The organism is Paenibacillus sp. SZ31 (genome assembly GCF_012912005.1).
GTDB lineage: Bacteria > Bacillota > Bacilli > Paenibacillales > Paenibacillaceae > Paenibacillus.
The window spans coordinates 605812-631921 of the sequence record NZ_JABBEA010000002.1 but is presented as its reverse complement, the minus strand read 5'-3'; the positions used below and the strand labels follow the sequence as shown (position 1 = coordinate 631921).

Sequence of the window (26110 nt, the reverse complement as noted above, 5' to 3'; positions counted from 1 at the left end):
AGGAGGAAAAACCGATGGAAAGAAGGAGCCGATTTCCGGCTCCTTTTTTGCTATTGAAGAGAGTGAGGAAAGGAGGAGGGAAACATTGCGATTCATCCAGGGGAGATGGAGAGAGTCATCCATTGTCGTTAAACTGATGATTGCTTTTGTACTGGTCATTCTGCCCTTGTACGGGATAAGCATTATGATTACGCAAGTCAGCTCCAAGCAGATGCAGACGGAGGTGGAGAAGGCGCATGAATCCAAATTGTACTTCTACCATAATCATCTGCAATTCGAATTGGAGCGAATGAGTGCGCTGGTTACCGAATTTTCATTTGATGAACCCATGTCCACACTAAGTACACGAGCCGCAATTATGAGCAGGTATGAAGTCACGTCCAGTCTGAACAATATCCACAATAAGCTGGGTCAGATCATGGTGACAAGTCCCTACATTAGTGATGTGGTGTACTATGTTCCTGCTCTACACAAACGGGTCAGTGCCGCGGACGGGATTCGCGACGTGGAGGATAACGAGTGGCAGAATCTGCTCGCCACGATGGGCAATCTGAATGGCGAATTATCACATTCCAATAACGATCTCTATTTTCTGAAAAGTAATCCATATAACATGAACCATGAGGAGCCACCCAATTTCATATTAGGGATACGCTTGTCTGCTGAAGAACTGAAACATCGTTTGCAGCAGCTATCGGAAACGGGCGAAAGTGAGATTACACTGAGTTTTGGTGAACAGCAACATGTAGTGATCTCTTCTTCAGAGCAGCCAGCACCTGTTAAACCGCTTCGAACAGTTTCGCCTGAACCGTCCGAGTCCATGCAAGTTACGAAGTTTCAATCCGATCCATATCTCTATTATTCGTTACATGATAAGGATCACTCGTTCACGCTGACAGCCACTATACCGCAAGATGTGCTGAGGGCACCGCTGGAACAATACAACGTATGGTTATGGATGGTCACCTTCATGTCGGTTGTGATCATTGTTGTCTTCTCGTTTTCGATCTACAGATCAATTCACCAACCGCTAGCGGTACTCATTCGAGGATTCAGGATGGCAGAGCAGGGCCAGACAAGCGTACATATTCCTTCATCCAGAAGGGATGAATTCGGCTATTTGTACTCTCGATTCAACCATATGATAGAGCGCTTACATATCTTGATCGATGAGAATTATGTAGCACGGATTCGAACAAGTGAGGCGGAACTCAAACATCTGCAATCCCAGATTCAACCTCACTTTCTATACAATAGTCTGTTCAACATCAAGCAAATGGCTGAGGTGGAGAATTTGGAGCTCATTTAGGAATTCACCGACTATCTGGGTCAATATTTCAGGTATATGTCTCGGGATTCTCATACGGAGGTATCGTTGGGGGCTGAGATTGACCATGCGCTAGTCTATGCATCCATTCAGAAAATCCGATTTGGTTCGAGGATTCAATTGGAATTGGAGGATCTGGATGCGAGGTACAAAAGTATTTCGATTCCCAGAGTTATTATCCAGCCGATCGTGGAAAATGTGTTCGAGCATGCACTAGCCAAGCGTAGTCAGGGAGGAATTTTACAGCTTTCATACCAACAAGAGCAGGGTTACTTGTCCATTCGTATTGAAGATGATGGGGATCAGTTATCGGACGAAACCTTGAATTACCTGCAATCTGCCTTTGAGGAAACAGAGCGGAAACATGGAAACGAAGAGATAACCGGGCTCATGAATGTGAATCAGCGATTAAAAATCAAATTCGGGGCCGCCTATGGTCTTACAGCGCAGCGAAGTGAGCTCGGTGGGTTATGCATTCTAGTGAAAATTCCATGGAAAGGGGAGTAGTGTTATGCAGCGGATGCTTATTGTTGATGATGAACCCGTTATTTTGGATGGACTGTATGCGTTCTTTCAAAAGGCAAATATTCAGGACATGGAGATTATTAAGGCATACTCTGCTTTTGAAGCCATCGATTGGCTGAACTCGGTAAAGATTGATATTGTACTCAGCGATATCTGTATGCCTGGTATGGATGGTATGCAATTGATAGAGCAGATTATGGATCGGTGGCCACGATGTAAAGTGCTGTTGCTGACGGGTCATAACGAATTCGATTATGCACACCAAGCTATTCGAAATCCTTGTGTTGTTGATTACCTGTTAAAAACAGAGGGAATGAATCATATTCGAGCTGCGGTAGAACGGGCGTTAACACAGATCTCGGAAGAAAATGATTTTCGCTACCAAGCTGCATGGTTTCGTAGTAAATTGCCACGAGCACTGCCTCAGTTACAACGTCAATTACTGCTGGATGTGCTTAAGCGAACGGATAGACATGATATCGCTTCGCTTCAGGAAGAACTGGATGCTGTGCAGTTACCTTTTCAATCCGATCAACTCGTTATTCCTGTGATTATACGGGTAGAGGAGTGGAACAACTATCAATCTCAGGCGGATCGCAGTCTCATCCGCTATGCCGTTGCCAATGTTGCGGAGGAGCTACTGCAAGACAAGGCCAAGGTGAAGGCGATCGATTTGGACGCTCAGATCATCGCGTGCTTTATTCAATCCCAAGAGGGGCATCCGTCCAACGGATCTAATACGCAAGAGGAGCGAGGGAGTCAGCTAGATAGCTGGATACAGACCCTTCGTTTTGTCTATGGCACATTGGAGTCAGTGCAGCAATCCTGTGCGGACTGCCTGAATCTCTCTGTATCCATCATGGTTAGTGAGCAGGCTGTAGAGTGGAGCAGGGTTAATCAGGCGATCGCGCAGTTACGTCTGTCGATTCACGAGAGTCCCGGGCTTGGGATGGAAAAGCTCCTGCGTGTAAATATTCAGGATGAATTGCCTTACACCCCTAGCATTATGAATCAACAGGGTGTTGTAGCGCTGCATCTGGATCAGATCAAACAGCGAATAACCGCTGGGGATCGGGAATGGATAGAGTCCTTCCATAAATGGACCGAGGCTGCGAAGGAGGGACTTCAAGATCCATTCTTTCGCATGAAAACGTATACGGGTGCAGCAAGTGTGCTCATTGAAGTCCTGCATGAACTGGGGTTATATGAATCGGCAATGGAAGAGATATCACTGCCTCGAATGCTGCATTTTGACATCCATACCGCGTGGACGGATCTGGTCCTGTTTTATCAATCTGCATATGAATGGATGATCTCGAAACGTAACGATGTCCGCCTGAATGATCAATCACAGATTCTGATCACAATCCATCATTATATCAAACACCATCTGGAGGATGACCTCTCACTTACGCGAATCGCACAGGAAGTCTCTCTTAACCCTTCTTATCTGTCGCGTTGGTACAAACGGATTACAGGTAAAGGCATATCCGACTACATCCATGACCGCAGAGTAGAGCTAAGCAAAGAGTTGCTCCTGGGTTCTTCCTGCAAAATGCATGAAATATCTGCGAAGGTTGGATTTAGCGATCAGCATTATTTTTATCGTTTCTTCAAAAAAGCGACAGGCTGCACCCCTCAAGAGTATCGGGATCAGAAAAGTTAGATGATGTCTCAAATGGTAAATCAAAGATACCAGATGTCAACGGGATACACTCGAAGTGATAGCGCTTTCTTTGTAACTGTACTTGCTCAAAATCAGTTCCATTAAATAGAAAAAGAGACACACTTGACTCTCTGCGTAAAATAGAAGTACGACCAAATACCCTACGCAGGAGAGAAAAGACATGTCTCATACGTATACTTTATCACAATCAAATCCTTGGAACAATCGGTTCGACGAGTGGAAACTTCCGCTCTATTTCTCCAAGCCTGCCCTTCACCACATCAAACACTTCGTGGATGGCATGCTTTCGACTGGTTTTACAGGTACGTTAACGGATATTCACCGCGAAAGCTTGCAAGAGCGAGATCGCCGAACCCTGAGTCATTTCTTAACTCATGGGAACTGGGACACCTCTTACCTCAAACGCATCGTTCAACGTGTCGCTTTTCAGCAGATTAAAGCGTGTGCTCAGCGAGATCATAGCCCCATTTTCGTGATCCTGGATGATACCGTGTGTGAAAAAACCAAGCCTTCGTCACAGGCTATGCACACGATTCAAGGCGCCTCGTTTCAGCACTCTCATCTCAAGGGCCGGCATGTTTACGGGCATGCTGTGGTTCAAACGCTACTCCGCTCAGGTGAGCAGGTGTTCCCTTTTGCTACAGAACGGTACGATCCGCAAGGGAAAAGTAAAATCGATCTGGCTTGTGATCTGATTCAGGCCGTCCCGATGTCTGCCTGCCGAACCTACGTCCTGATGGATTCTTGGTATCCGTCGGCTTCCGTGCTCCAAACGAGTGCGGAGCGTGGATTTCACGTCATTAGTGGTTTAAAAACGAACCGTATCTTCTATCCGCAAGGCATCCGGCAATCGCTCAAAAGCTTTGCTTCCTACATCTCGAAAACGGATACCGATCTGGTGACCATCGGCTTCTCCGATTACCGAGTATATCGCTATGAAGGCAAGCTCAATGTAGTGGAGAACACCGCTTTGCTCCTATGTTGGAAAGATGGAGAAGGCTTTGATCCCAAGCAAATGAAAGCTTTTCTAAGTACGGATGTTTCCCTAAGTAATGAAGAAATTCTGAGCTATTACAGCAAACGTTGGGCCATTGAAACGTATTTTCGGACGGCGAAGATTAGGCTGGCTATGGATCGTTACCAGGTTCGATCGACTCAGGCCATTGACCGTTATCTGACCCTGCTCCTGTTTGCCGCGCTATGCTGCAGTTATGGTAGTCATGGAAGCTTGATTGATGGGTTACATCGCTACCAGATCCAGAAAAAGCATGACATGATTGAGTATATCTACAACCAAACCCAAGGCGGAGCTACATTAGACCAAATTAAAACACAGCTCAAAGTGGCATAGGGATACTGTCAGGTTTTTTAACTTACAAATATTTGAAGCGATTATTGGCAAGTACAGTTTGTAAGATGAAATTATACCTCACGGGAGGAGAAAAAAGGGGGATTCGCATGAATATATCATTCAAGAAGTTCTCATTATTAACATTAACCATGGTGCTGGCCACCACACTTGCTGCCTGTTCGTCTGGTGCGGGAAGTGCCGAGAATGAAGCTGAGCCGAACACACCGCAGGATGCGGGAGGACCACTTACGAAATATGACCCACCCATTAAATTGACGTCCACCATGAATGAAACAGGGAAAGAATCTCTTGCCCAAGGAGATACACACGCCAATAACATCTGGACCAGAGGGTACAAGGATGAACTCGGTATTGATGTAACGTACGAATGGATTGTTCCGGATGCCAATTATAACGATAAGATGAACGTCACGCTGGCGAGTGGTGATCTGCCGGATGTACTGAAAGTGAGCGCTGTTCAATTCGAACAACTGCATGAAGCGGGAATGCTGGAGGATCTGACCGAAGTATATGACAAGTATGCATCCGAACTGGTGAAGGAGTTCATGTCTGCTGAAGATGGAGCAGGTTTGAAGCCGTTAACGAAGGATGGCAAAGTATACGCCATGGTGAGTTTCCCAGGCTCGCTGGATTCCTCGGATATGATCTGGATTCGTCAGGATTGGTTGAAAAAGGTCGGTCTTGAAGCGCCCAAGTCCATGCAGGATGTCATCCAGATTGCAGAAGCCTTTACCTTCGAAGATCCAGACGGAAATGGCAAAGATGATACGTATGGCATTGCCTTGAACAAGGATTTGCCTATAAACGCGTTCTTGCTCGGTTATCATGGTTATCTCGAAACCTGGATTAAGGATGCTTCAGGTCAAGTCGTGAACGGAACGATCCAACCGGAAGTGAAAGAAGGATTGCGTGAGCTTCAGACTCTGTATCAGAAGGGTGTGCTTGATCCCGAATTTGGCGTTAAGGATTTTGCTAAAATGATGGAGGATGTGAATGCAGGCAAGTCAGGCATGTTCTTCCTGCCACAATGGGCACCTTTTCAGGTTAGCAGCATGATTAAGAAAGACCAGAACATCGACTGGATGTCTTACCCGGTTCAATCCATCGATGATCAGCCAGCCAAAACACAGAATCATCTTAGTCTGGGCGGTATATTTGCCGTTCGCAAAGGCTACGAGCATCCGGAAGCGTTAATTAAGCTGCTCAATTTCCAGGCAGAAAAAATGTTTGGTGAGTCTGCCAAGGAAGAACGGGCTGCTTATTTGAATGGACTGACGGGTCTTGGTTTTCATAATGCAACGGTCTCCAACCTGCCAGCCAACAAAAATGTGAAGGCTCAGGATGAAGTAGAGCAGGCGCTCAAAACAGGAGATACGTCCGGATTGGAACTCGAAGCGAAGCTGTTCTATGACGATATTATGGATTATCGGAATGGGAATCTCGACAAGTGGCATATGGAGCGTATCTTTGGTCCAGAGAGTTCACAAGGTGTGATTAAATATTATCGGGACAATGATCTGATTGTCATGAATGAATTCATCTATGCACCGACGAGAACGATGAATACCAAGCAAGCTACACTGGATAAACTGAGAGCCGAGACATTTCTGAAAATCATCTATGGCAACTTGTCGATTGACGAGTTCGATAACTTCGTTGCCAATTGGAAGAAACTTGGTGGAGATCAGATCACACAGGAAGTGAATGATACCATCGCTGCTAACCAATAGAATGATTGGATTCATATCATACAAGTACGAAAAATGAGAAAATGGTGCGCTCCCCAATGGGAGGCACCATTTTTATGCTTTTTGATCATTTGCGTTTCAATAACAGAATTCCACTGATTTCTGACGTTTTGTAGCGGTATACCACTTTGAATCCAATATCATTGTCCAGCAAGCAGTTCAGTGCATTGATCAGGCGTGCACCGGGAACCAATGTAAATGTACATGGAGACGTATTACCAATCACACGCACACTTTGGATTCTGCGGGCAGAACCGGGAACGAGTGGATTTCTAGACCAATAGATTAATACCAGATCCGGTTGTGGAACAGCATTGACACGAGCCATTCAAATCATCTCTTTTCTATTAAGGTTCTTCATAGTAGATGAAAAGTAGAAGGAAAGGTGCTAGACGGAAGACATGCTGTCTGATAAACAGACGGATATAACGATTTAAAGCAAATAATAACCGCTTGATTCAATACGACTTTCACCAAGTGCAGTTGAGACATACTGGACATGGAAAGTGTAGCCGTCTAAACTAGATAGACCAGACACAATAAGAAGGGATGCGGCGATCCACACATGTTGCAGAAATTCGGTTTTACACAATATGAAAGTCAGGTATATGAGGCTATATTTGCGCAGGATGAACCGCTGGATGCCACATCTATTGTTAATTACTCCAACGTGCCCAAAGCCAAGATCTATGAAGTGCTCAATCGGCTGATCGACAAGGGAACGGTGCTGACCACGATGGATGGGAAGAAAAAACTATATATGGCTGTGGATCTTCAGTCTATTATTCATAAGATCAAGGCTGATTTTGAGAAAGATATTGAGGAATTGAAAAGTTACAAAATCAAACGTACATTCACGGACGAGCATATCTGGACGTTAAAAGATGAGTCATCCATCGCATCCAATATCGAACAGCTGATCGAGGAAGCAGACTCATCGATTCTTTTTCTGGCCTGGAATGAGCGAATGGAGAAATATCGTGAACTGCTGGAGCAGAAGGAAAAGCAGGGCGTGTACGTTGAAGTGCTTGCCGTTGGGGGAATGGAGACATCCTTAAACCGGATATACTCGTTGATTCCATTGCTTGATGCACCGGAACCTTCACAGCTGCTTATTGTGGATCATGCCTATCTGCTGTTTGCTGGTGTGGAACATGATTCATGGCGAGCCATCAAGACGATGTCCAAACCGATTGTCAAAGCGATGACTGATTATTTCTACCATGATGTTGCGCTTACTCAAATTACCAAAAAATATGGGGATCAACTGTTACAGGATGCTGAAATCGAGCGACTGCTTACCAGGTTGATCTATTAAAACTATTCTCTCGGAGGATAGTTTTTTTGTTATATCTACGTATGAAAACGATCATGAAAATAACTGTTGAAACTTTCAGTTTTATGGGTTACTATCGTAGTTGTAACTTTTTGAGGAGGATTCAACATGAATAAGAAAGTATATGTACTTGCTATCGCAGCATTTGTGGTCGGAACCGTTGAACTGATCTTGGGCGGAATTCTGGACCTGATTGCTACTGATCTTCATCTTTCCCTGGCGAAGGCCGGGTATTTAATCTCTATTTTCTCACTTGTCTATGCGTTATCTGCGCCGATTTTACTGAATATGACGGCCAGATTTGAGCGTAAAAAGGTATATATGTGCACGTTGTTTGTATTTCTGATCAGTAATCTGATCTCTGCATTTAGTTCCAGCTTTTATATGCTGATGGCGGGCAGAGCGCTCGGAGCCGCCACGGGCTCACTTATTTTTGTGCTCTCCCTGACCCTTGCCGCTCGCATTGTGGAACCGCAGTATAAAGGACGCGCCGTGGGGATCATTACCATGGGAGGCAGCGCATCACTTATCCTGGGTGTACCACTTGGTATCTTTGTAGGCAACTTGGCAGGCTGGCGTGAGGTGTTTGTGCTGATCGCTGTTCTGACCGCAGTGGTTATGGTGGCCATCTGGATTGCTATGGACCGTGTACAGCCTATTCCTGCTGTATCCCTGAAGAAACAGCTTTCTGCTCTGTGGAATCCTAAAATGTTGGCAATCCATGCTACGACTTTGCTTGTGCTTGCAGGTCACTTGACGTTATATGCATACTTCACACCATTTCTTCAAGAGACACTGGGAGCGAGCTCAACGATGGTTACCTTTATCTATATGATGTTTGGGATCGCCGCTGTTGCAGGTGGAGGCATCGGAGGCATGTTGTCCGATCGTCTGCATCCTGCTAAAGCCATTGTCATTGTGCTGATTCCCTTCATCGTAAGTATGGCTGTCATTCCGTTCAGCGTGGAATTGCCTTTGATCGCCTTCTTGCTGCTGTTAAGCATCTGGAGTGCACTGAGCTGGACCGTTACTCCCGTACAGAATAGTCTGATTATCAAAACTTCGCCGGAAACAGCGGAAACGCTAATCAGCACCAATTCAGGTATTGCACATGCAGGTATTGCACTGGGTACCTATATCGGTGGTATGGTAATTGATCATTCATCGATTCTTAACACCGGATGGGTTGGTTCTGTTCTGATTTTGCTTGGTTTGGTGTCTGCCATCTATGCCATCAGCGTTAAGGAAAAAACAGTTCAGGCGGTTGCCTAAAATGTGCACGTACAAAAACTTGAACCTCTGCATTCCCATAGACAATGGGGTGTAGAGGTTTTTTTTGCTGTATCAGAAGAGCACGCAAGAGTGGATTAAACTACTTTCATGTGCAGCAACACTTGCTTTATCCATCGTAATCTATATAATTAAAATAGTTTTAAAAAGTATTGTCTAATGTCGAAATACACGATGTGTACCAAGGGAGCGGTGAACATGACCACGAAGACGGAAAAACAAAAAATGCTGGATGGCGAGCTGTACATGGCTTCGGATCTTCAATTGTCTGAGGACAGAGAGTATGCAAGGAAAATGACGCGGACGTTTAATCAAACGACGGAAACGGACGGCGAGCTTCGCACCAAGTTATTGAAGGAACTGTTGGGATCTACAGGTGAACATCTGGGCATGGAACCTAATATTCATGTGGATTATGGATATAACATTCATGTAGGCAATCATTTTTATAGCAATTTTAACTGTACGATATTAGATGTGTGTGAAGTTCGTATTGGAGACCATTGCTTAATGGGGCCAGATGTACATATCTATACGGCTACTCATCCACTCCATCCGCATGAACGCAATACGGGTGCAGAATATGGCAAGCCAGTCACGATTGGCAATAATGTATGGATTGGTGGCAGAGCCGTTATTAATCCGGGGGTTACCATTGGAGACAACGTGGTCATTGCTTCCGGGGCGGTGGTTACGAAGGATGTGCCGGATAATATGATCGTGGGCGGCAACCCTGCTAGAATCATTAGAGAGATTGAGCTTTAACTTATTTACGATAGAAGATGGGAAGTGCTTACGAAATGATGACCGAAAAAGAAAAATCTCAATTAGGGCTTTTGTATAACGCCAATTATGATCAAGAGTTAATTGAAGAGCGTTCACATGCCAAAGGGCTTTGTTACGAATACAACCAGCTCCATCCAGCCAAGATCATTGAAAGAGAAGCGTTAATCAAGAAACTGCTGGGGAAAACGACGGATCGTTTCCTGATTGAACAGCCATTTGTATGTGATTACGGCTATAATATTGAAATTGGTGAGAACTTCTATAGCAATCATAATATTGTCATGCTGGATGGGGGAAAAATTACTTTTGGTGATAACGTTTTTGTTGCTCCAAATTGCGGATTCTATACTGCAGGTCATGCTTATGATGTAGAGCAACGTAATGAAGGTCTGGAGGTCGTTGGACCTATCACGGTGGGGAATAATGTGTGGATCGGAGGAGGCGTGACTGTTCTCGCTGATGTAACCATTGGTGACAATACAATTATTGGTGCAGGGAGCGTCGTTACCAAGGATATTCCATCTGGTGTGATTGCTGTGGGGAATCCTTGCAGGGTCATTCGCAAAATAACGGAAGAAGACAAAACAAAGTACAGCAGGGATATAGCAAAAAACATATAGTGAAGAACGTGATAGGCACCAACGAGAATGCCCGATGTGTATCATCGGGTGTTTCTTTTTGAAAATAAAAATAAAATCCCCCAGACAGAAAACATGCTAGGTATCGTATAACCGACACTTTTTCATGTAATCTGCCTAGGGACAGAAGGATGTATCTGTTACATTTACTTAAAGAACCTTAACGCTGCAAACTTTTTCCGTTACTGCTGATGACTTCTTTGTACCAATGGAAGGATTTCTTACGGTAACGTTCGAGTGTTCCTGATCCATCGTCGTGACGATCAACATAGATATAGCCATAACGTTTTTTCAACTGGGCAGAAGACGCACTGACAACATCAATACAACCCCATGATGTGTACCCCATGATTTCCACGCCATCTTTAATGGCTTCGCCAACCTGAACCAGATGATCATTCAGATACTGGATACGGTAGTCATCCTCGACGGTTTTCTCGCCGTCCGCACCCGTGATCAACTCATCGACAGCGCCAAGACCATTTTCTACAATAAATAGCGGTTTTTGATAACGGTCATAGAACATGTTAAGCACATAACGCAATCCTTGCGGGTCAATCTGCCATCCCCATTCACTAGCAGGCAGGTAAGGGTTAGGCACACCACCGAGCAGGTTACCTTCTCCTGCGACTTGTTTCTCCGGATCTGCTGTCTGACAGATACTCATGTAGTAACTGAAAGAGATGAAGTCTACAGTATTCAGCAGCATTTCCTCGTCGCCAGCTTCCATCTGAATCTCGATCCCATTTTCCTGGAAGTAACGTTTCATATAACCAGGGTAGCGACCTCTTACATGTACATCACCGAAGAAATAGTTGCTATGCTCGAATTCCATGACTTTGATCATATCGTCTGGATTCGGTGTCAGCGGGTAAGTAGGCATGCTGAGCATCATACAACCAATCTGTGCCGTAGGGATGATCTCATGACAGAGCTTCACAGCAGAAGCACTGGCTACAAACTCATGATGGATCGCCTGATACAGATCTTGTTTGCTAAGCTTCTCTTTCGGCGTATAGATACCACCGCTCATGAATGGTGCTTCGAGAATAGAGTTGATTTCGTTAAAAGTAAGCCAGTATTTTACTTTGTTCTTATAACGTTTAAATACGGCAGTTACATAACGCTCATAGAATTCAACCATTTTCCGGTTAACCCAGCCGTCGTATTCTTTGGAAAGGTGAAGTGGTGTCTCATAGTGGGACAGCGTAACCAGTGGTTCGATCCCGTATTTGCGACACTCGTCAAACAGATCATCGTAGAATTGCAGACCTTCTTCATTCGGTTCAAGCTCGTCCCCTTTCGGGAAAATCCGGGACCAGGCGATGGAAGTACGGAATACTTTGAAGCCCATCTCGGCAAACAGTTTCACATCTTCCTTATAGCGATGATACAGATCGATACCGATCAGTTTCATGTTATCTTCAGTGGGTTCTTCCGTGATTGGACCCATGATGCCTTTGGGAGCTACATCCTGTGTAGACAGGCCTTTGCCGCCTTGATTGTATGCACCTTCAGCTTGGTTGGCAGCAATTGCGCCACCCCACAGGAAATTTTCCGGGAATTGATAGGTTTGATTACTCATGTGTATCGCTCCATTCATCAAATTGATATTAAGATGATTCATATGACATAAAAAAAGCTTAAACGTTGTAACGGGTTACACGTCAAGTTTTACTTTTGACCCCAATCTAAGGCATACTATTATTCTAAATAAGTTCAACTAAAATTTACACGAAAACGGAGAGGACAGAAATAACCAGAAGAAGCGAAGCGATCGCCTGAAAGCTTTCTGAAAGAAAGCTACATCGGAAGCATACGCTATCCCCGGATTTTCCCGTTTAGATATGGGAATCAAAAAATCTGGGGATAACAGCGATCGGAAGGTTGTTCTGTCATCGAAGTGCCAGTGTAAATAATCTTAGTTGAACTTATATAGTTTTTTAGCAAGAAGGGAGTCTCCGATGTCCAAGTTTGATGAAATTATGAAGCGGTCCGGTTACTCAAAAGCGACTGTATCACGCGTGATTAACCATTCTCCGCATGTTAGTGATGAAGCAAGACAGATCATAACGGATATTATGAAACAGTTGAATTATATTCCGAACCGGAATGCGGTATCGTTATCTACAGGGCAGACCAAGCAGATTGGGATTGTGACCTCTACCACGAGTGAGATCATTCTTACATTCATGAATCAATTCATAGATACAGCAATGGATTTCGGGTTTCAGACGATTATCTATACATCCCGTGGAGATCCGGAGATTGAATTACAGGCGTTCGAAGATTTGCGCAGCAAACGAGTGGATGGGCTTGTTATTATTGCTTGTGTTAATGATCCTCGGAAATTAAAGGCGTATATGGAATACGGTCCGATTGTTTCCTGGCAGCGAATGGGGAATGACGAGATTCCGTCTGTTGCGATGGATCAGGCACAAGGGTATAAGTTAGCTCTGGAGCATCTGGTTTCGAGAGGATACACCCGAATTGCAAATGCATTTGGCAGGGCTGAAAGTCTGAATACCCAGAGTCGCCGTGAAGCCTATGAATCTTTCATGAAGAGCAGAGGGGTGCAAGTGTGGACTGAAGCTTATCAATATTCCGTATTTAGCTCCACAGATGGTGAAGAAGCGATGCGAAGAATGGCAGAGGGGCCAGAACTTCCACAGGCCGTATTATGTTCGAATGATTATGCAGCCATCGGCATTTTGAGTGAAGCACGCAGAAGGAATATTCAGGTACCGGAACAACTTGCCATTGTGGGGTTCGATGATATCGAGCTTTCCCGTGTTCTCGGAATCACGACCATACACAATCCCATTGCGGAGCAGGCCACCCAGGCTTTTCATCAATTGTGGGCCGTATTGGGTAAAACAGAGTTGCAGACCGAACAGCTGACATATCAGCTGATTGAGCGTGAGACGACTTGAATCCCTAACACTTGATGTGGGAATCAGGGATTAGGGATTCAATAATTATTCAAATTTGAAGCATATTCGATTCCGATTCATACGTTATACTGAATATGAGCTTTAGAACAGAGCGACATATCTGTACCGAGATGTGGCGTGAAGTTTTCGTATCATGTTACAAGTTACATATTTCACAAATGATTTGCGGGAAAGGTGAGAATGGACTTTATGAAGACATTGACAGGCCGATTCAGAATTGCGGGCATATGGGAGGGCGTATCATTACTTCTGTTGATTTTTATTGCTATGCCTCTGAAATATTTTGCAGATATTTCTTCCGCTGTAGCCGTAATGGGCATGATTCATGGTATTTTGTTTCCTTTGTACCTTATTGCGCTAGTGCATTTGGCTGTGGTCAAAAAGTGGAAGATAACACGCTGGTTGATGGGTGGACTCGCTGGTCTATTGCCTTTTGGAACTTTCGTATTCGAATCCTATCTTCGGAAGAGAGATTGGAAGTAAACATCAATAAGAATAAATGAAAGCAGGCGACTAATTCAGATGTTATCCGAATTGTCGCCTGTTACTTTCTGTACAAGTACTACTTTACTGTACCTTGCTGACGATCGGACAATAAGCTGACTCCAAGATTGTCAGAGGCATTCGACACAGGGGCATACGCCGAGAAGGAAGTAACAACTACTAAGGCAGTGAACAGAAATAAGAATGATTTCTTCATACCATAACCTCTTTCATATGGGGATATATTCCATTTTATTCTAACGCACATAGGCTATACTTGAAAAGAAAAAATTTAAAGGATCAAGCCACCGAATAACGGAAAGGGTTGAGCTTCTATGAAAGATATTCATGAGTTAACATCCATAACAATGGTTGAAGAGGCGATTCAACAACATGAATTGATTTTTTTGTATGTGTCTCGGCCAGAGTGCAGTGTGTGCCACGCTTTACTTCCCAAGATCAGGGCGTTGCTTGAACCTTATCCATCTCTATACATGGGTCACATTAATGCTAACGACGTGGAAGAGGTTGCATCCAAGTTTCTTATTTTTACCGTTCCAACAATGATCATGCTTGTGGAGCAGAAGGAATATATTCGAGCGGATCGCTTCGTACGCTTGGAACGTCTGGAAGAGCAGCTGCAACAGATTCACTCCATGTATATCCAAGATGAGGAATAGAAAGCTAAAGCTTCATGAACGGCGGCTCACAAGTGAGCCGTTTTTTAGCGTCCACAGTGGCATATAGCTATAGATAAAGGACACGATGCCTGAACTCACAAATTAAAGTGTTGCCATGAAAACGGTTTTATGATAATTTAAACATTATAAAAACGTTTTTATAGTAAAGGAACAAAACTTATGGCTAAGATAACGATTAAAGATGTAGCAAGAGAAGCTGGCGTATCCATATCGACGGTCTCTAACGCCTTAAATGGTGTGGATGTCTTAAACCCGGAGACCAAATCGCATGTTCTTAAGGTGGCAGAGCGTTTGAACTATGTGCCTAACCTGAATGGTAAGCTATTGAAGTCCGGTCAAACTAAAATGCTTGGTTTTTTCACCACAAGTGTATCGGGTCCGTATTTCTATAAGCTGGTGGAGTCGATGTCTCGTGAATGTGATCGTCTTGGGTATGGTCTGAATGTATTTGTGACCAAAGATAAACACGTTATTATGAGTAACATTCTGGGGCGGCGGGTGGATGGCGTCATTATCTACGAAGAGCTTCGAATCGACGAGCAAGATATTATCGCGATGGAGAAAGATAAGATCAAGGCTGTTTTTTTGGATCGGGTCTATCAGAGCGATACGATGGGAAGTGTCATTTTTGACTCGTATGTGGCGGCTTACGAAGCTACCAAGTATTTAATTGGGCTGGGGCACAAGAAAATTGCTTATATTTCGGGTGTGGACACGATGTTTGACAGTGTACAGCGTAGAGATGGCTATCTGGCTGCCCTGCGTGAATACCAGCTTCCAATCGATGAAGATTACATTATACAGGGGTATTTTGAGGAGGAGAGCACGTATAGTGCTATAAAATCTTTCCTTCACTTGCACCCTGGCAAGCGGCCTGATGCATTTCTTGCAGGGAATGACTTGAGTGCAATTGGTTGTATGCATGCGTTGAAATCTGAGGGCTTTGAAGTGCCTCAAGATGTTAGTGTCGTGGGTTTCGATGATATCGATATCGCCCAGTATTTTTCCCCACCACTTACAACGGTAAGAAATCAAATTGCAAGACAGGGTATCCTGGCCATCAATCAACTGGTGGGTATGATCAAGGAGAAAGAACAAGGGGCTGCACAGAAATTGGCGGGTGAGCTGGTGGTGAGAGGTTCAAGCCACGTGAAGATTGACCGGAAAGATTATCGTACATAAGCTGAATCATCTTCTCCGGTCTTTTTTTACATAAATAAAAGTAAAGGGGATTTTTATGCCGAAAAATAAAAACGTTTTTATAAACATGCATGATGGAGGGGAGTAAAAGAACGTGGATAAATTAGCCGTAGAGACATCAACCGGTAAAAATGCGATCAGTCCCAATGGAAAAAAGCCCATGGGACAAAGGATCAAAGAATTCATAGTGGATTATCGAAGACAATGGGAGATTCAATCAATGATTATCCCGGGCATTATCTTTATGATTATTTTCTGTTATATCCCAATATACGGGTTGACGATTGCTTTCAAAAGTTACACGGTCATTGATACGTTGGCCACCGCTCCATGGGTAGGACTCGATAATTTCAGAATCATTTTGTCAGACAAATACTTCTGGGATGCGGTCGTGAATACGCTGGGGATCAGTTTTTTGAAACTGGGTATAGGCTTCGTAATTCCCATCATTCTTGCAATCATGATCTACGAGTTAAACAGCGGACGCTTCAAGAAATTTGTGCAAACGGTTTCATATTTACCTCACTTCCTGTCTTGGATCGTACTCGGTGGAATGCTGATCACTTGGTTTTCAACCACGGGGTTATTTAATCAATTGTTACTTAGCCTGGGAGTGATCTCTCAACCACAGAACATCTTGCTGGATGCAGGCAAGTATTGGTGGATTGCTACCTTATCGGATATTTGGAAAGAGGCAGGCTGGGGAACCATTCTGTATCTGGCGATCATGGCGAAGATTGATCCTACGTATTATGAAGCGGCCAAAATCGATGGTGCAAGCCGTCTTAGACAGATATGGAATATCACATTGCCCAACATGAAATCAATCATCAGCTTAAATCTGATTCTAACTGTAAGCGGTTTATTAGGGTCCAATCTGGATCAGACACTGGTTCTCATGAACTCCCAGAACCGAGACAAAGCGGAAGTCATCAATTCGTACGTCTATCGTATGGGGATGTCACAGGGCGACTTTTCATATGCAACGGCCGTTGGCTTGGGTGTCTCGATCATCTCTGTCATTCTACTCGTCACGGCGAACAAAATTACGAGCAAATTAAACGATAATCAATCTGTGTTGTAGAAGGAGGCATCCCGCGTGAATGGAAAGGTGGCAAAAGAAGATCTTGATAGTCGGATCTTTGATACCTTAAATATGATTTTGTTAATCATCTGTACGATCGTTATTCTGGTTCCGCTCTGGAATGTCATCATCTCTTCCTTTAGTTCAGGCAAAGCGTTGGCGGAAGGTGGATTCATCTTCTGGTCACCGGAATTCTCGCTGGAGAATTACAGAGCGGTATTTAATGATCAGGGCATCTGGCAGGCATTTTTCATATCGGTGTCCAAAACAACGATTGGCGTTGTAACACATGTGTTCTTTTGTGCCATGGTTGGTTACGGTCTGAGCAAAAAGTACATAAGAGGCCGTAAATTATACGTTGCCATGGGTGTTATTACCATGTTCTTCTCGGGCGGCATGATCCCGACATACCTGTTAATCAAATCACTTGGCTTGCTTAACAGCTTCTGGGTGTACATTATTCCGGCGTTGTTCAGCTTCTATGATGTCGTGATTCTGATGAATTTCTTCCGGAATGTCCCGGATTCGCTGGAAGAATCGGCCAAGATTGACGGCGCAGGGGATTGGCATATTTTTCTGAAAATCTTCATTCCACTCTCTATGCCTGCCATGGCTACGATTGCCCTATTTAATGGGGTGGGGCAATGGAACGACTTCATGACAACCAAGTTATACATTACCGATCAGTCACTATATCCACTCCAGATGATGTTGTACGAAATTATCGTACAGTCACAGACACAATCCATGCAAAATGTCGGGGGTTCGGCTGTCATTGAAACAACGACCAAAGGCGTGCAGTTGGCCACCATTGTCATTACAACACTCCCTATCGTGCTGATTTATCCCATTGTTCAGAGATACTTTATCTCGGGAATGATGCTCGGAGCAGTCAAGGAATAGGAGCAACAAATATCCCATTTTGAGGAGGAACAAAAACATGTTGAAGTTGAATAAGGCATCAGGCAAAAAAGGGATTAAATTGCTCGCAACACTGCTCACAGCCGTACTTATGATTACAGGTTGCAGTGGTGGGTCTGGGGGCTCCAGTGAAGGAAACTGGGTATCCATTGAAGATCGTTATACGGTTGACCCAGAAAAGCCAGCTTGGCAGTTGGATAAAAAGGAAGAGGCTACCGACCTGACATGGTACGTCAATGCTGACTGGTGGAACACCGATTTTGGCAAGGACATTGTTACCAAGAAAATCAAAGAGGATCTGAACATCAATATTAAATTCATCACAGGTGATGATACCAAGTTAAACACCTTTTTCGCAGGTGGAGATATGCCTGACTTGCTGACCGTATTTGACTCGAATTCTCCTGTGGTACAAAAAGCTGCAACCTGGGCTATGCCGCTGAATGATCTGGCGGAAAAATATGATCCTTACTTCAATAAAGTTGCGGCTGCCGATACATTGAACTGGTTCCAATTGGCAGATGGTAAAACCTATGGTTACCCGAACTATTCCAATACGCAAGAGGATTATGATAGCGGTAACATTCCTGCCAAAACGGCATTTATCATTCGTAAAGATGTGTACGAAGCTTTGGGTAGTCCGGTCATTGGAACGCCAGAAGAATTCCAGAGTGTGATGAAACGAATTAAGCAAGAGTTCCCTGCGCTGATTCCGTTTGGGTTTAACTCCATTGGTGAAGGAACAGGTTCACTCGGGGATACGTTACAAGATTTCATCGGTGTTCCGTTGGAGACCGAATCAGGAGAATTCTACGATCGCAATCTGGATGAAGATTATCTCACGTGGTTGAAGACATTGAACGCAGTGTATAGAGACGGCAATATCAGTGATGACAGTTTTGCCGATGATGGAACCGCTTTTGAGGAAAAAGTGAAGTCCGGTAAATATGCGACCATGCTGCTTGACGGTACACCTCAACAAGGAGGAAACTTGCAAATCTATATGAGTGCGAATCCAGGTAAAGAATATGTTGCTATCGATGGACCGCAGAGTACCAAAGGCAATGCACCAACATTGAATCAATCTGGAATAACCGGGTGGATGATCAATTTCATTTCCAAGGACTGTAAAGATCCGGCCAAGGCTATTCAGATATTCACATACTTGCTGAGTGAAGAAGGCCAGACGCTCATGAATTACGGGATCGAGGGGGAGACCTACCAGACTAAAACCGACGGTACCGTTGAATTGCTGCCAGCTGTGAAAGACCTGCAACTTAATAACGCGGATCAATTCAAAAAGGATTATCGGATGGGTGAATTTATGTTCTTCGGTCATGATCGCCATAAAGCGCTGAGTGCAGATGCTTTTCCGGAAGCGATTAAACAGATGCAAGAGTGGGGTAAAGGCAAGCTAAAACCACACTTCATTCTGGAGAATATTAGCCCGGATCAAGGTACACCTGAAGCTCGTGCGTTGTCGGCGATTAACACCAAATGGAATACAACACTGGTCAGTATGGTACGGTCCAAAGATGATGCCTCGTATGACAATACACTGGCTGCTTACAAGTCATTTTTAGGTGAGAACCGTTGGGAAGAGATTGTGAAGGTACGCAGTGAAAAGATGAAATTGAACAAAGAGAAACTAGGCATTCAATAATAGAAATACAAAGGAGAATCCTATGACTACATTCAAAATGTACAAATCGACAGGAGAAGATGAATTATTCGTATCCGTGTCCTCGGAGCAATTGAAACCACTGGATGCCGATAAGGAGACAACCACCATTCAACTTGACGATGAGCTAACGTATCAGGAGATGGACGGCTTTGGTGCTTCTTTTACCGATTCATCTGCCTATTTGATCAACCAAATCTTGAATGAGGAGCAACGGGATGAGGTCATGACCCGACTGTTTCATTCGGAGAAAGGGATCGGGCTATCAGTCATCCGTAATCCAATGGGGGCTTCGGACTACGCCAGAACGGTATACAGTTATAACGATATGCCCGAACAGCAGACGGACCCAGAATTAACCCAATTCAGTATTTCCCATGATGAAGAAGACGTTATTCCTTTAACGCAGCAGGCTTTGGCATTGAATTCTGAACTGAAACTGTTTGCTTCACCATGGAGTGCACCGGGATGGATGAAAACGAGCGGATCGATGATTACCGGGCGGTTGAAGGCGGAATGGTATCCCGTTTATGCGCAATATTTTGTGAAATACATTCAAGCCTATGCTAAGCAAGGATTACCGATTCATGCCATCACACCACAGAATGAGGCGCTTTATGAACCAGGGCACTATCCGGGTATGTTGATGCCAGCCGAGGCCCAAGCAGATTTTATCAAAAACCATCTTAAACCAGCCTTTGTGCAAAACGATATTCAAACCAAGATTCTCTGTTACGATCACAATTGGGATCAACCGGACTATCCGCTGACCGTTCTGGAACAAGCGGGAGATGAAGTGGACGGAGTGGCCTGGCATTGGTACGGGGGCAATGCTTCTGCTCAAACGAAGGTCTATGAAGCTTTTGCAGGTAAAGAAGTGCATTTCACTGAAGGTTCGGGTGGAGAGTGGATCCCACCATTTGAGCAGGCCTTCTCCAATGTAATGCGAACGGGTATTCAGATTCTTCGCAATTACAGCAAGTCTTTTGTACTGTGGAACATGGCTCTTGATGAGAATAATGGGCCTACGGTTCCTGGTTTTGGTCGCAGTACATGTCGTGGGATCGTGCAAGTGAATCAACAGACGAGGGAGCTTACGTATACACTTGATTATTATGCATTGGCACACTTTAGTGCCTTGATTCGTCCAAAGGCTGTTCGTATTGAATCAACGGCCAGTAATGATTCTATCTTTTCTGTGGCGTTCAAAAATATAGACGGTTCCGTCGCAGTAGTCCTTTTCAACGATGGAGAAGAGACAACGAATGTGCAGACTAAGCTGCGAAATGAAGAGCTGCTATGTTTCCAAATGGAAAGAAAAAGTGCCATATCCATTTTAATTGATCCCAACAAGTAAAAAGAGCTGAGCATCAGGGCTTACGTCTTACGTTGTCAGTACCGTTGTTTGTCTCCGGTACTCCGTAGGCGTGAGCCCTGTATGCTTTTTGAACTGTCTGGAGAAATAGTATAAGTCACTGAATCCGAGATGCTCGGCGATGGCCGTTATCGTGTTCGGGGTGCAGGTGAGCAGTTCCTTGGCTTTATCGATTTTTTTGCCAGTAATGTAGAGGATCGGAGGAACACCGATCTGTTGCTTGAAGAATCGAATGAAATAATTCGGATGCATGTAGGCGATCTGGGCCAGTTCCTGAACCGAAATATTCTCTTCGATGTTGGCATCGATGTAAGCCAGAATGGTGGACAGTTTCTCCATGACAGGCACGTTAATGAAAGAGATCTGATCCAGATCGAGATTCATTATATAGTGGGACAATAACTCGGTCAGTTTGCTCTTGGCCATCATATGGGCATAGACTTCATCAGATTTTGCATATGTAAGGATACTACTGAAGATTTCCTGAATCAACTCAGGGTGATCTATCGTACAAATGTGCGGAAACTTCAGAATTTGGAACAAATTGATCCCCCCAACCTTTGCACTAAAGTGACACCAGTATTTGAGAAAAGTACGGTCATTAATAGCAGAGTAGGACTGTTTGATCCCCTCCGGCATTAAAATAAGCTGATTAGGCGCAGGGTAATACTCCTCATTCCCAATCTTGAGCCAACCTTCACCGTCGCATATGAAATAAAACTTGCTGTAGTCAGGCGTATAATCCAGATCCCGCCAATCGGTGTCGCACCGATTGTAGTTAACCATGAATAATTCAACTTGCAGATTGGACAGGTAGTTCGTAAGCAAAGTTTGATGATTCATGTTCTTCAACTCCATACAAGGTTAGTATTGTCCATCTAAAAGTTAGTGTTCTGCATGTCTATCCTTCCGCCGTAGCACTACAATACAAATGCAGACAATAACGGAAGGGTTGAGAATATAACATGGATAAAAACGAATATTTGCAACAGATCGAAGCAACGATTGAGAGCGGTAAATTCAAAGACAACTGGAGTTCGCTTAGCGCTTTTCAAGTTCCCGAATGGTACCAAAAAGCAAAATTCGGAATTTTCATCCACTGGGGGCTATATTCCGTCCCAGCTTATGATAGCGAATGGTATTCGCGTAATATGTACATCCAGGGCTCCAAAGCTTATGAACATCACCTTGAGGTGTATGGATCTCATAAGGACTTTGGTTATAAAGACTTCATTCCGATGTTTCGTGCTGATAAGTTCGATGCAGACGAATGGGCCACGTTATTCAAACAGGCCGGAGCCAGATATGTTATGCCTGTAGCCGAGCACCACGATGGTTTTCAGATGTACAAGAGCGATATCTCTCACTATAACACATATGAAATGGGCCCCAAACGGGATCTTCTGGGTGAGATGAAGGTCGCTTATGAGAAGCAGGGATTAACCTTATGTGTATCGTCCCACCGTGCGGAGCATTGGTTCTTCATGTCTCACGGGAAGGAATTTGAGTCAGACATTCAGGAGCCCCTGAAGCGAGGTGATTTCTATTGGCCTGCCATGCCAGAACCGGATCATCATGATCTGTATGGTTCGCCTCCAACCGAGGAGTATCTGGAAGACTGGTTGATTCGTTGCTGTGAACTGGTGGATCAATATCAGCCGAAGGTCTTCTATTTCGATTGGTGGATTCAAACCGTTGCATTCAAACCCTACTTGAAGAAATTCACTGCTTATTATTATAACAAGGGCGAAGAATGGGGCGTGCCTGTAGCGGTCAATTATAAACATGAGGCCTATATGTTTGGCAGCGCCGTTCCGGATGTGGAGCGGGGGCAGTTCGCTGAGCTCAAGCCCTATTTTTGGCAAACGGATACGGCTGTCGCTAAAAACTCATGGTGTTACACGGAAAATAATAACTATAAAACGGCCGAGGAAATCCTTCGGGATCTCGTCGATATTGTAAGCAAAAACGGAAGCCTGCTGCTGAACATTGGACCCAAAGCAGACGGCAGCATACCGGATGAAGATAGGGACATCCTGCTAACCATCGGCAAGTGGCTGGAAGTGAATGGGGAAGCGATATATGACACGTCATTCTGGCGTACGTTTGGCGAGGGCCCAACAGAGGTGAAGGAAGGGCAATTCACGGATGGGGATACGAAGGTATTCACGAGTGAAGATATACGGTTTACGGTAAAAGAAAGCTGTCTGTATGCGACAGTTCTTGCCTACCCGGATAACGGGGTGATTCACATTAAATCGCTGAAGGAACATTCTCATCATTTTCAAGGCGTTATCCAAGATATTCAGGTACTTGGTTACGAGGAACAACCGCAATGGGAGAGAACAGCGGACGCTCTGACGATCACCACAACCAACGTGAAGAGTAATGCGCCGGTTGTTTTCAAAATTGAATTGGATTAAGTTCATTTGATAAGAAGGGGAAACGAGCAAGATAAACCACGTTAGTTCTCAATACTATTGAACCTCAAAAAGGCGCATTCCGGAGTATGGTTACTCACCGGAATGCGCTTTTTTGAGGTTGATTCACCTTTTTAGCATAACCGCACGATGCGGGAAATAACGAGGAATTTCTAGATGTATGTCCACTCGCGGATAGAGATATTCAGGTCATGTGGCGAATATATCTAACCTAAGTGCTGTCAGTATGGCTTGCCGGACTTCTTCCTGTTGACTAATCTTTGCTGCATAATATCTCGAAAAAACAATGACGGAATGAGTAAGTTGACTCACTGAGGAGGAGATCCCGACAGATGAAGCCAAAGAAACGGATAAGATTTGGCGGAAGTGGATTTAAAAAGAGTAGAAAAGAAGAACATCACAAGTGCTTTGAAGAAGAAGCCGAATTACTTCTCAAGCTGATTGGTGAGTTGAAAGGGGCAATTGTACAGGTTTTTGCCAATCCCACTCCACTCAATGTGTCACTCTTGATTGAGGCGCTGCGTAAATTACGGGCTTTCGTTCATGATTCGGATTTGAAAAAGGGGACCAAGGCAGACCTCGAAGCAGTTTTGGAGCTAGCCATTGCATCTGCCGAGGTCGTACCCTTTTCTCGAATCGGTGTAGGAACCAATTTGCAGCAATTGCTGGATCTGCTCTTGTCCCTCGTTTTACAAGGAAATATCGATTCGGCTGAGAAAGATCAGTTGGTCATTTTGATCCGGGCGACCGAAGTGGCTATCACAACAGGGCTTGGAAACATAGGAGGTCAGGGTCCTGCTGGACCCGCCGGCCCTCAGGGCGTACCTGGTCCACAAGGGCCGGCAGGCACGGCAGGTTCTCAAGGGGGTGCAGGTCCAGCGGGACCTATTGGTCCAGTCGGGCCAGCTGGCATTCCGGGGGCTGTTGGTGCTCAGGGACCTGCGGGTGCCCAAGGCCCCCCTGGTACAGCAGGCGCGGCAGGAATAGCGGGTGCCACAGGAGTAACAGGTGCTACGGGGGCAGCTGGCCCGTCAGGTGGAGCCACAGGTACAACTGGGGCTACAGGGGTGACGGGTGATCCTGGGGCTACGGGAAGCATAGGGGGAACTGGAGATACAGGTGCGGTAGGTGCAGCAGGCGTAACGGGAACAACGGGCCTCACGGGCGTGACAGGAACCACGGGTCTCACGGGCGTGACAGGAATAACGGGTCTTACGGGCGTGACAGGAACCACGGGTCTTACGGGTGTGACAGGAACCACGGGTCTTACGGGTGTGACAGGAACCACGGGTCTTACAGGTGTGACAGGAATAACGGGTCTTACAGGCGTGACAGGAACCACGGGTGTCACGGGCGTGACAGGAACCACGGGTCTTACGGGTGTGACAGGAACGACAGGTCTTACGGGCGTCACGGGCGTAACAGGATTTACTGGTGTAACTGGATCTACAGGTGTTACCGGGGCTACTGGTTCAGGAGCCATTATCCCGTTTGCTTCTGGCGGACCAGCCATACTCACAACGATTCTTGGTGGACTGGTCGGAACGACAAGCCTTATCGGTTTCGGCAGTTCGGCAACAGGAGTCAGCATTCTGGGTGGCACAATTGATCTAACGGGAACGATTGTCGGACCACTAATAAACTTTGCGTTCTCTGTTCCACGGGATGGCGTTATAACTTCGATTGCTGCCTATTTCAGTACCACAGCAGCCTTGGCCTTGGTTGGTTCAACGGTGACCATCACTGCGCAATTGTTCAGTTCACCTACTCCGAATAATGCATTTACTGCGGTTCCAGGGGCCGTCGTTACACTGGCTCCTCCACTCACAGGTATTATTGCATTGGGTAGTATCTCCAATGGCATAACAACCGGATTGACTATACCTGTGACTGCACAGACACGTCTGCTACTGGTGTTCTCGGCAACGGCAGCCGGACTTTCTCTTGTGAATACCGTTGTTGGTTATGCAAGTGGCGGCGTGAACATTACATGATGAGATATAAATTTTGATAAGAACGACATGAGCATTCTCATGTCGTTCTTTTTCTTGAATGGAAACCTTGAGTATCAAGTCTTGGTTATATAGAACTGTTGAGATCTATTATTCAGCAAAAGAAATGCGTAAATACGAAATGTGAGATGAAATAAGTAAGCGACATGAGACATATAAAAGCATTAAATAGACTTATTTTCTATATTTTTCAATAAAAGTGCTTGTATATATCGAATAATGATTTTATACTATACCAATAAAATCCAATTAAATTCCTAATTGACTATTATATGTAATTTAAACTGTTTTCTAACTCACTCGAACCACGATCGAAATTCATATTCACAACTCCTTAGCAAGCGTTCTGCTAACGCTCCAGATCACCCTTCCACATGAATGCTTATAGACATTCACTCTCGTTGCATTACTCAAACACCCACACCGTTCACTCTCATGGCTTAACCCGAGTTGTTCTATCTCCTAAACTTCCAAGCGAAAAATCATAGAATGATCCAGTTATCTCTTCTGACTCATATTGTTCCCTAACCAGACCTGTAAAGGAGGTGA

Annotated in this window: 21 protein-coding genes and 1 pseudogene; 19 read left to right on the top strand and 3 right to left on the bottom strand. The window is 44.8% G+C overall.

Going from position 1 to position 26110, the window contains the following annotated elements:
• Positions 1–136: 136 nt before the first annotated feature.
• The 5 genes and pseudogenes from HF638_RS28875 to HF638_RS07425 form a co-directional block, all read left to right on the top strand.
• A pseudogene (locus HF638_RS28875) lies at positions 137–1432 on the top strand (sensor histidine kinase); the annotation flags it as partial.
• A gap of 15 nt (positions 1433–1447) precedes the next feature.
• Positions 1448–1834: a sensor histidine kinase gene (locus HF638_RS28870; protein WP_348982083.1), complete on the top strand. Its 387-nt coding sequence runs from the start codon at positions 1448–1450 to the stop codon at positions 1832–1834.
• Between the two features lie 4 nt (positions 1835–1838).
• Entirely contained in the window at positions 1839–3518 is a 1680-nt protein-coding gene (locus tag HF638_RS07435) for a response regulator (protein ID WP_169479615.1), read from the top strand.
• Positions 3519–3699: 181 nt separating this feature from the next.
• Positions 3700–4890 (top strand): IS701 family transposase, encoded by a 1191-nt coding sequence (locus HF638_RS07430; protein ID WP_169479614.1) that lies wholly within the window; start codon positions 3700–3702, stop codon positions 4888–4890.
• A gap of 107 nt (positions 4891–4997) precedes the next feature.
• A complete protein-coding gene (locus tag HF638_RS07425; RefSeq protein WP_169479613.1) occupies positions 4998–6641 on the top strand; it encodes an extracellular solute-binding protein in 1644 nt (547 codons plus the stop codon).
• 85 nt (positions 6642–6726) lie between these two features.
• On the opposite strand, the gene HF638_RS07420 is transcribed toward HF638_RS07425, so the two are convergent.
• The gene (locus HF638_RS07420) at positions 6727–6987 is read right to left on the bottom strand and encodes a hypothetical protein (protein ID WP_062834214.1); all 261 of its coding nucleotides are present in this window, start codon (positions 6985–6987) and stop codon (positions 6727–6729) included.
• Positions 6988–7224: 237 nt separating this feature from the next.
• On the opposite strand from HF638_RS07420, the gene HF638_RS07415 reads away from it, so the two are divergent.
• From HF638_RS07415 to HF638_RS07400, 4 genes are all read left to right on the top strand, one after another.
• On the top strand, positions 7225–7977 hold the full coding sequence (locus HF638_RS07415; protein ID WP_169479612.1) for a TrmB family transcriptional regulator: 753 nt from the start codon (positions 7225–7227) through the stop codon (positions 7975–7977).
• Positions 7978–8103: 126 nt separating this feature from the next.
• The gene (locus tag HF638_RS07410) at positions 8104–9267 is read left to right on the top strand and encodes an MFS transporter (protein WP_169479611.1); all 1164 of its coding nucleotides are present in this window, start codon (positions 8104–8106) and stop codon (positions 9265–9267) included.
• Positions 9268–9483: 216 nt separating this feature from the next.
• Complete coding sequence (locus HF638_RS07405; RefSeq protein ID WP_169479610.1) at positions 9484–10050, top strand: sugar O-acetyltransferase; 567 nt, start codon at positions 9484–9486, stop codon at positions 10048–10050.
• 38 nt (positions 10051–10088) lie between these two features.
• Positions 10089–10691: a sugar O-acetyltransferase gene (locus HF638_RS07400; protein WP_211175545.1), complete on the top strand. Its 603-nt coding sequence runs from the start codon at positions 10089–10091 to the stop codon at positions 10689–10691.
• A gap of 178 nt (positions 10692–10869) precedes the next feature.
• Here HF638_RS07400 and HF638_RS07395 read toward each other — a convergent pair whose 3' ends face one another.
• Positions 10870–12294, bottom strand: coding sequence for a glycoside hydrolase family 1 protein (locus tag HF638_RS07395; protein WP_169479608.1), 1425 nt, complete (start codon positions 12292–12294; stop codon positions 10870–10872).
• Positions 12295–12673: 379 nt separating this feature from the next.
• Here HF638_RS07395 and HF638_RS07390 point away from each other — a divergent pair, with 379 nt between their 5' ends.
• The 8 genes from HF638_RS07390 to HF638_RS07350 all read left to right on the top strand — a co-directional run bounded on the left by HF638_RS07390 (position 12674) and on the right by HF638_RS07350 (position 21090).
• Positions 12674–13642 carry a LacI family DNA-binding transcriptional regulator gene (locus tag HF638_RS07390; protein ID WP_169479607.1) on the top strand — a complete coding sequence of 323 codons (969 nt, stop codon included), beginning with the start codon at positions 12674–12676 and terminating at the stop codon, positions 13640–13642.
• 210 nt (positions 13643–13852) lie between these two features.
• Positions 13853–14146 (top strand): DUF3817 domain-containing protein, encoded by a 294-nt coding sequence (locus HF638_RS07385; RefSeq protein ID WP_169479606.1) that lies wholly within the window; start codon positions 13853–13855, stop codon positions 14144–14146.
• Positions 14147–14481: 335 nt separating this feature from the next.
• Positions 14482–14826, top strand: coding sequence for a thioredoxin family protein (locus tag HF638_RS07375; RefSeq protein WP_169479604.1), 345 nt, complete (start codon positions 14482–14484; stop codon positions 14824–14826).
• Positions 14827–15006: 180 nt separating this feature from the next.
• The gene (locus tag HF638_RS07370) at positions 15007–16029 is read left to right on the top strand and encodes a LacI family DNA-binding transcriptional regulator (RefSeq protein ID WP_076330992.1); all 1023 of its coding nucleotides are present in this window, start codon (positions 15007–15009) and stop codon (positions 16027–16029) included.
• 178 nt (positions 16030–16207) lie between these two features.
• Positions 16208–17131, top strand: a complete 924-nt coding sequence (locus HF638_RS07365; protein ID WP_169479686.1) for an ABC transporter permease — start codon at positions 16208–16210, stop codon at positions 17129–17131.
• Between the two features lie 15 nt (positions 17132–17146).
• Complete coding sequence (locus tag HF638_RS07360; protein WP_017688674.1) at positions 17147–18034, top strand: carbohydrate ABC transporter permease; 888 nt, start codon at positions 17147–17149, stop codon at positions 18032–18034.
• Positions 18035–18071: 37 nt separating this feature from the next.
• Positions 18072–19715, top strand: coding sequence for a type 2 periplasmic-binding domain-containing protein (locus tag HF638_RS07355; RefSeq protein WP_211175525.1), 1644 nt, complete (start codon positions 18072–18074; stop codon positions 19713–19715).
• A gap of 22 nt (positions 19716–19737) precedes the next feature.
• Positions 19738–21090 (top strand): glycoside hydrolase family 30 protein, encoded by a 1353-nt coding sequence (locus HF638_RS07350; protein WP_169479603.1) that lies wholly within the window; start codon positions 19738–19740, stop codon positions 21088–21090.
• A gap of 27 nt (positions 21091–21117) precedes the next feature.
• Here HF638_RS07350 and HF638_RS07345 read toward each other — a convergent pair whose 3' ends face one another.
• Positions 21118–21951, bottom strand: coding sequence for an AraC family transcriptional regulator (locus HF638_RS07345; RefSeq protein ID WP_169479602.1), 834 nt, complete (start codon positions 21949–21951; stop codon positions 21118–21120).
• 122 nt (positions 21952–22073) lie between these two features.
• Here HF638_RS07345 and HF638_RS07340 point away from each other — a divergent pair, with 122 nt between their 5' ends.
• A complete protein-coding gene (locus HF638_RS07340) occupies positions 22074–23531 on the top strand; it encodes an alpha-L-fucosidase (protein ID WP_169479601.1) in 1458 nt (485 codons plus the stop codon).
• A gap of 350 nt (positions 23532–23881) precedes the next feature.
• The gene (locus tag HF638_RS07335; protein WP_169479600.1) at positions 23882–25543 is read left to right on the top strand and encodes an exosporium glycoprotein BclB-related protein; all 1662 of its coding nucleotides are present in this window, start codon (positions 23882–23884) and stop codon (positions 25541–25543) included.
• The last annotated feature ends 567 nt before the right edge of the window (positions 25544–26110 follow it).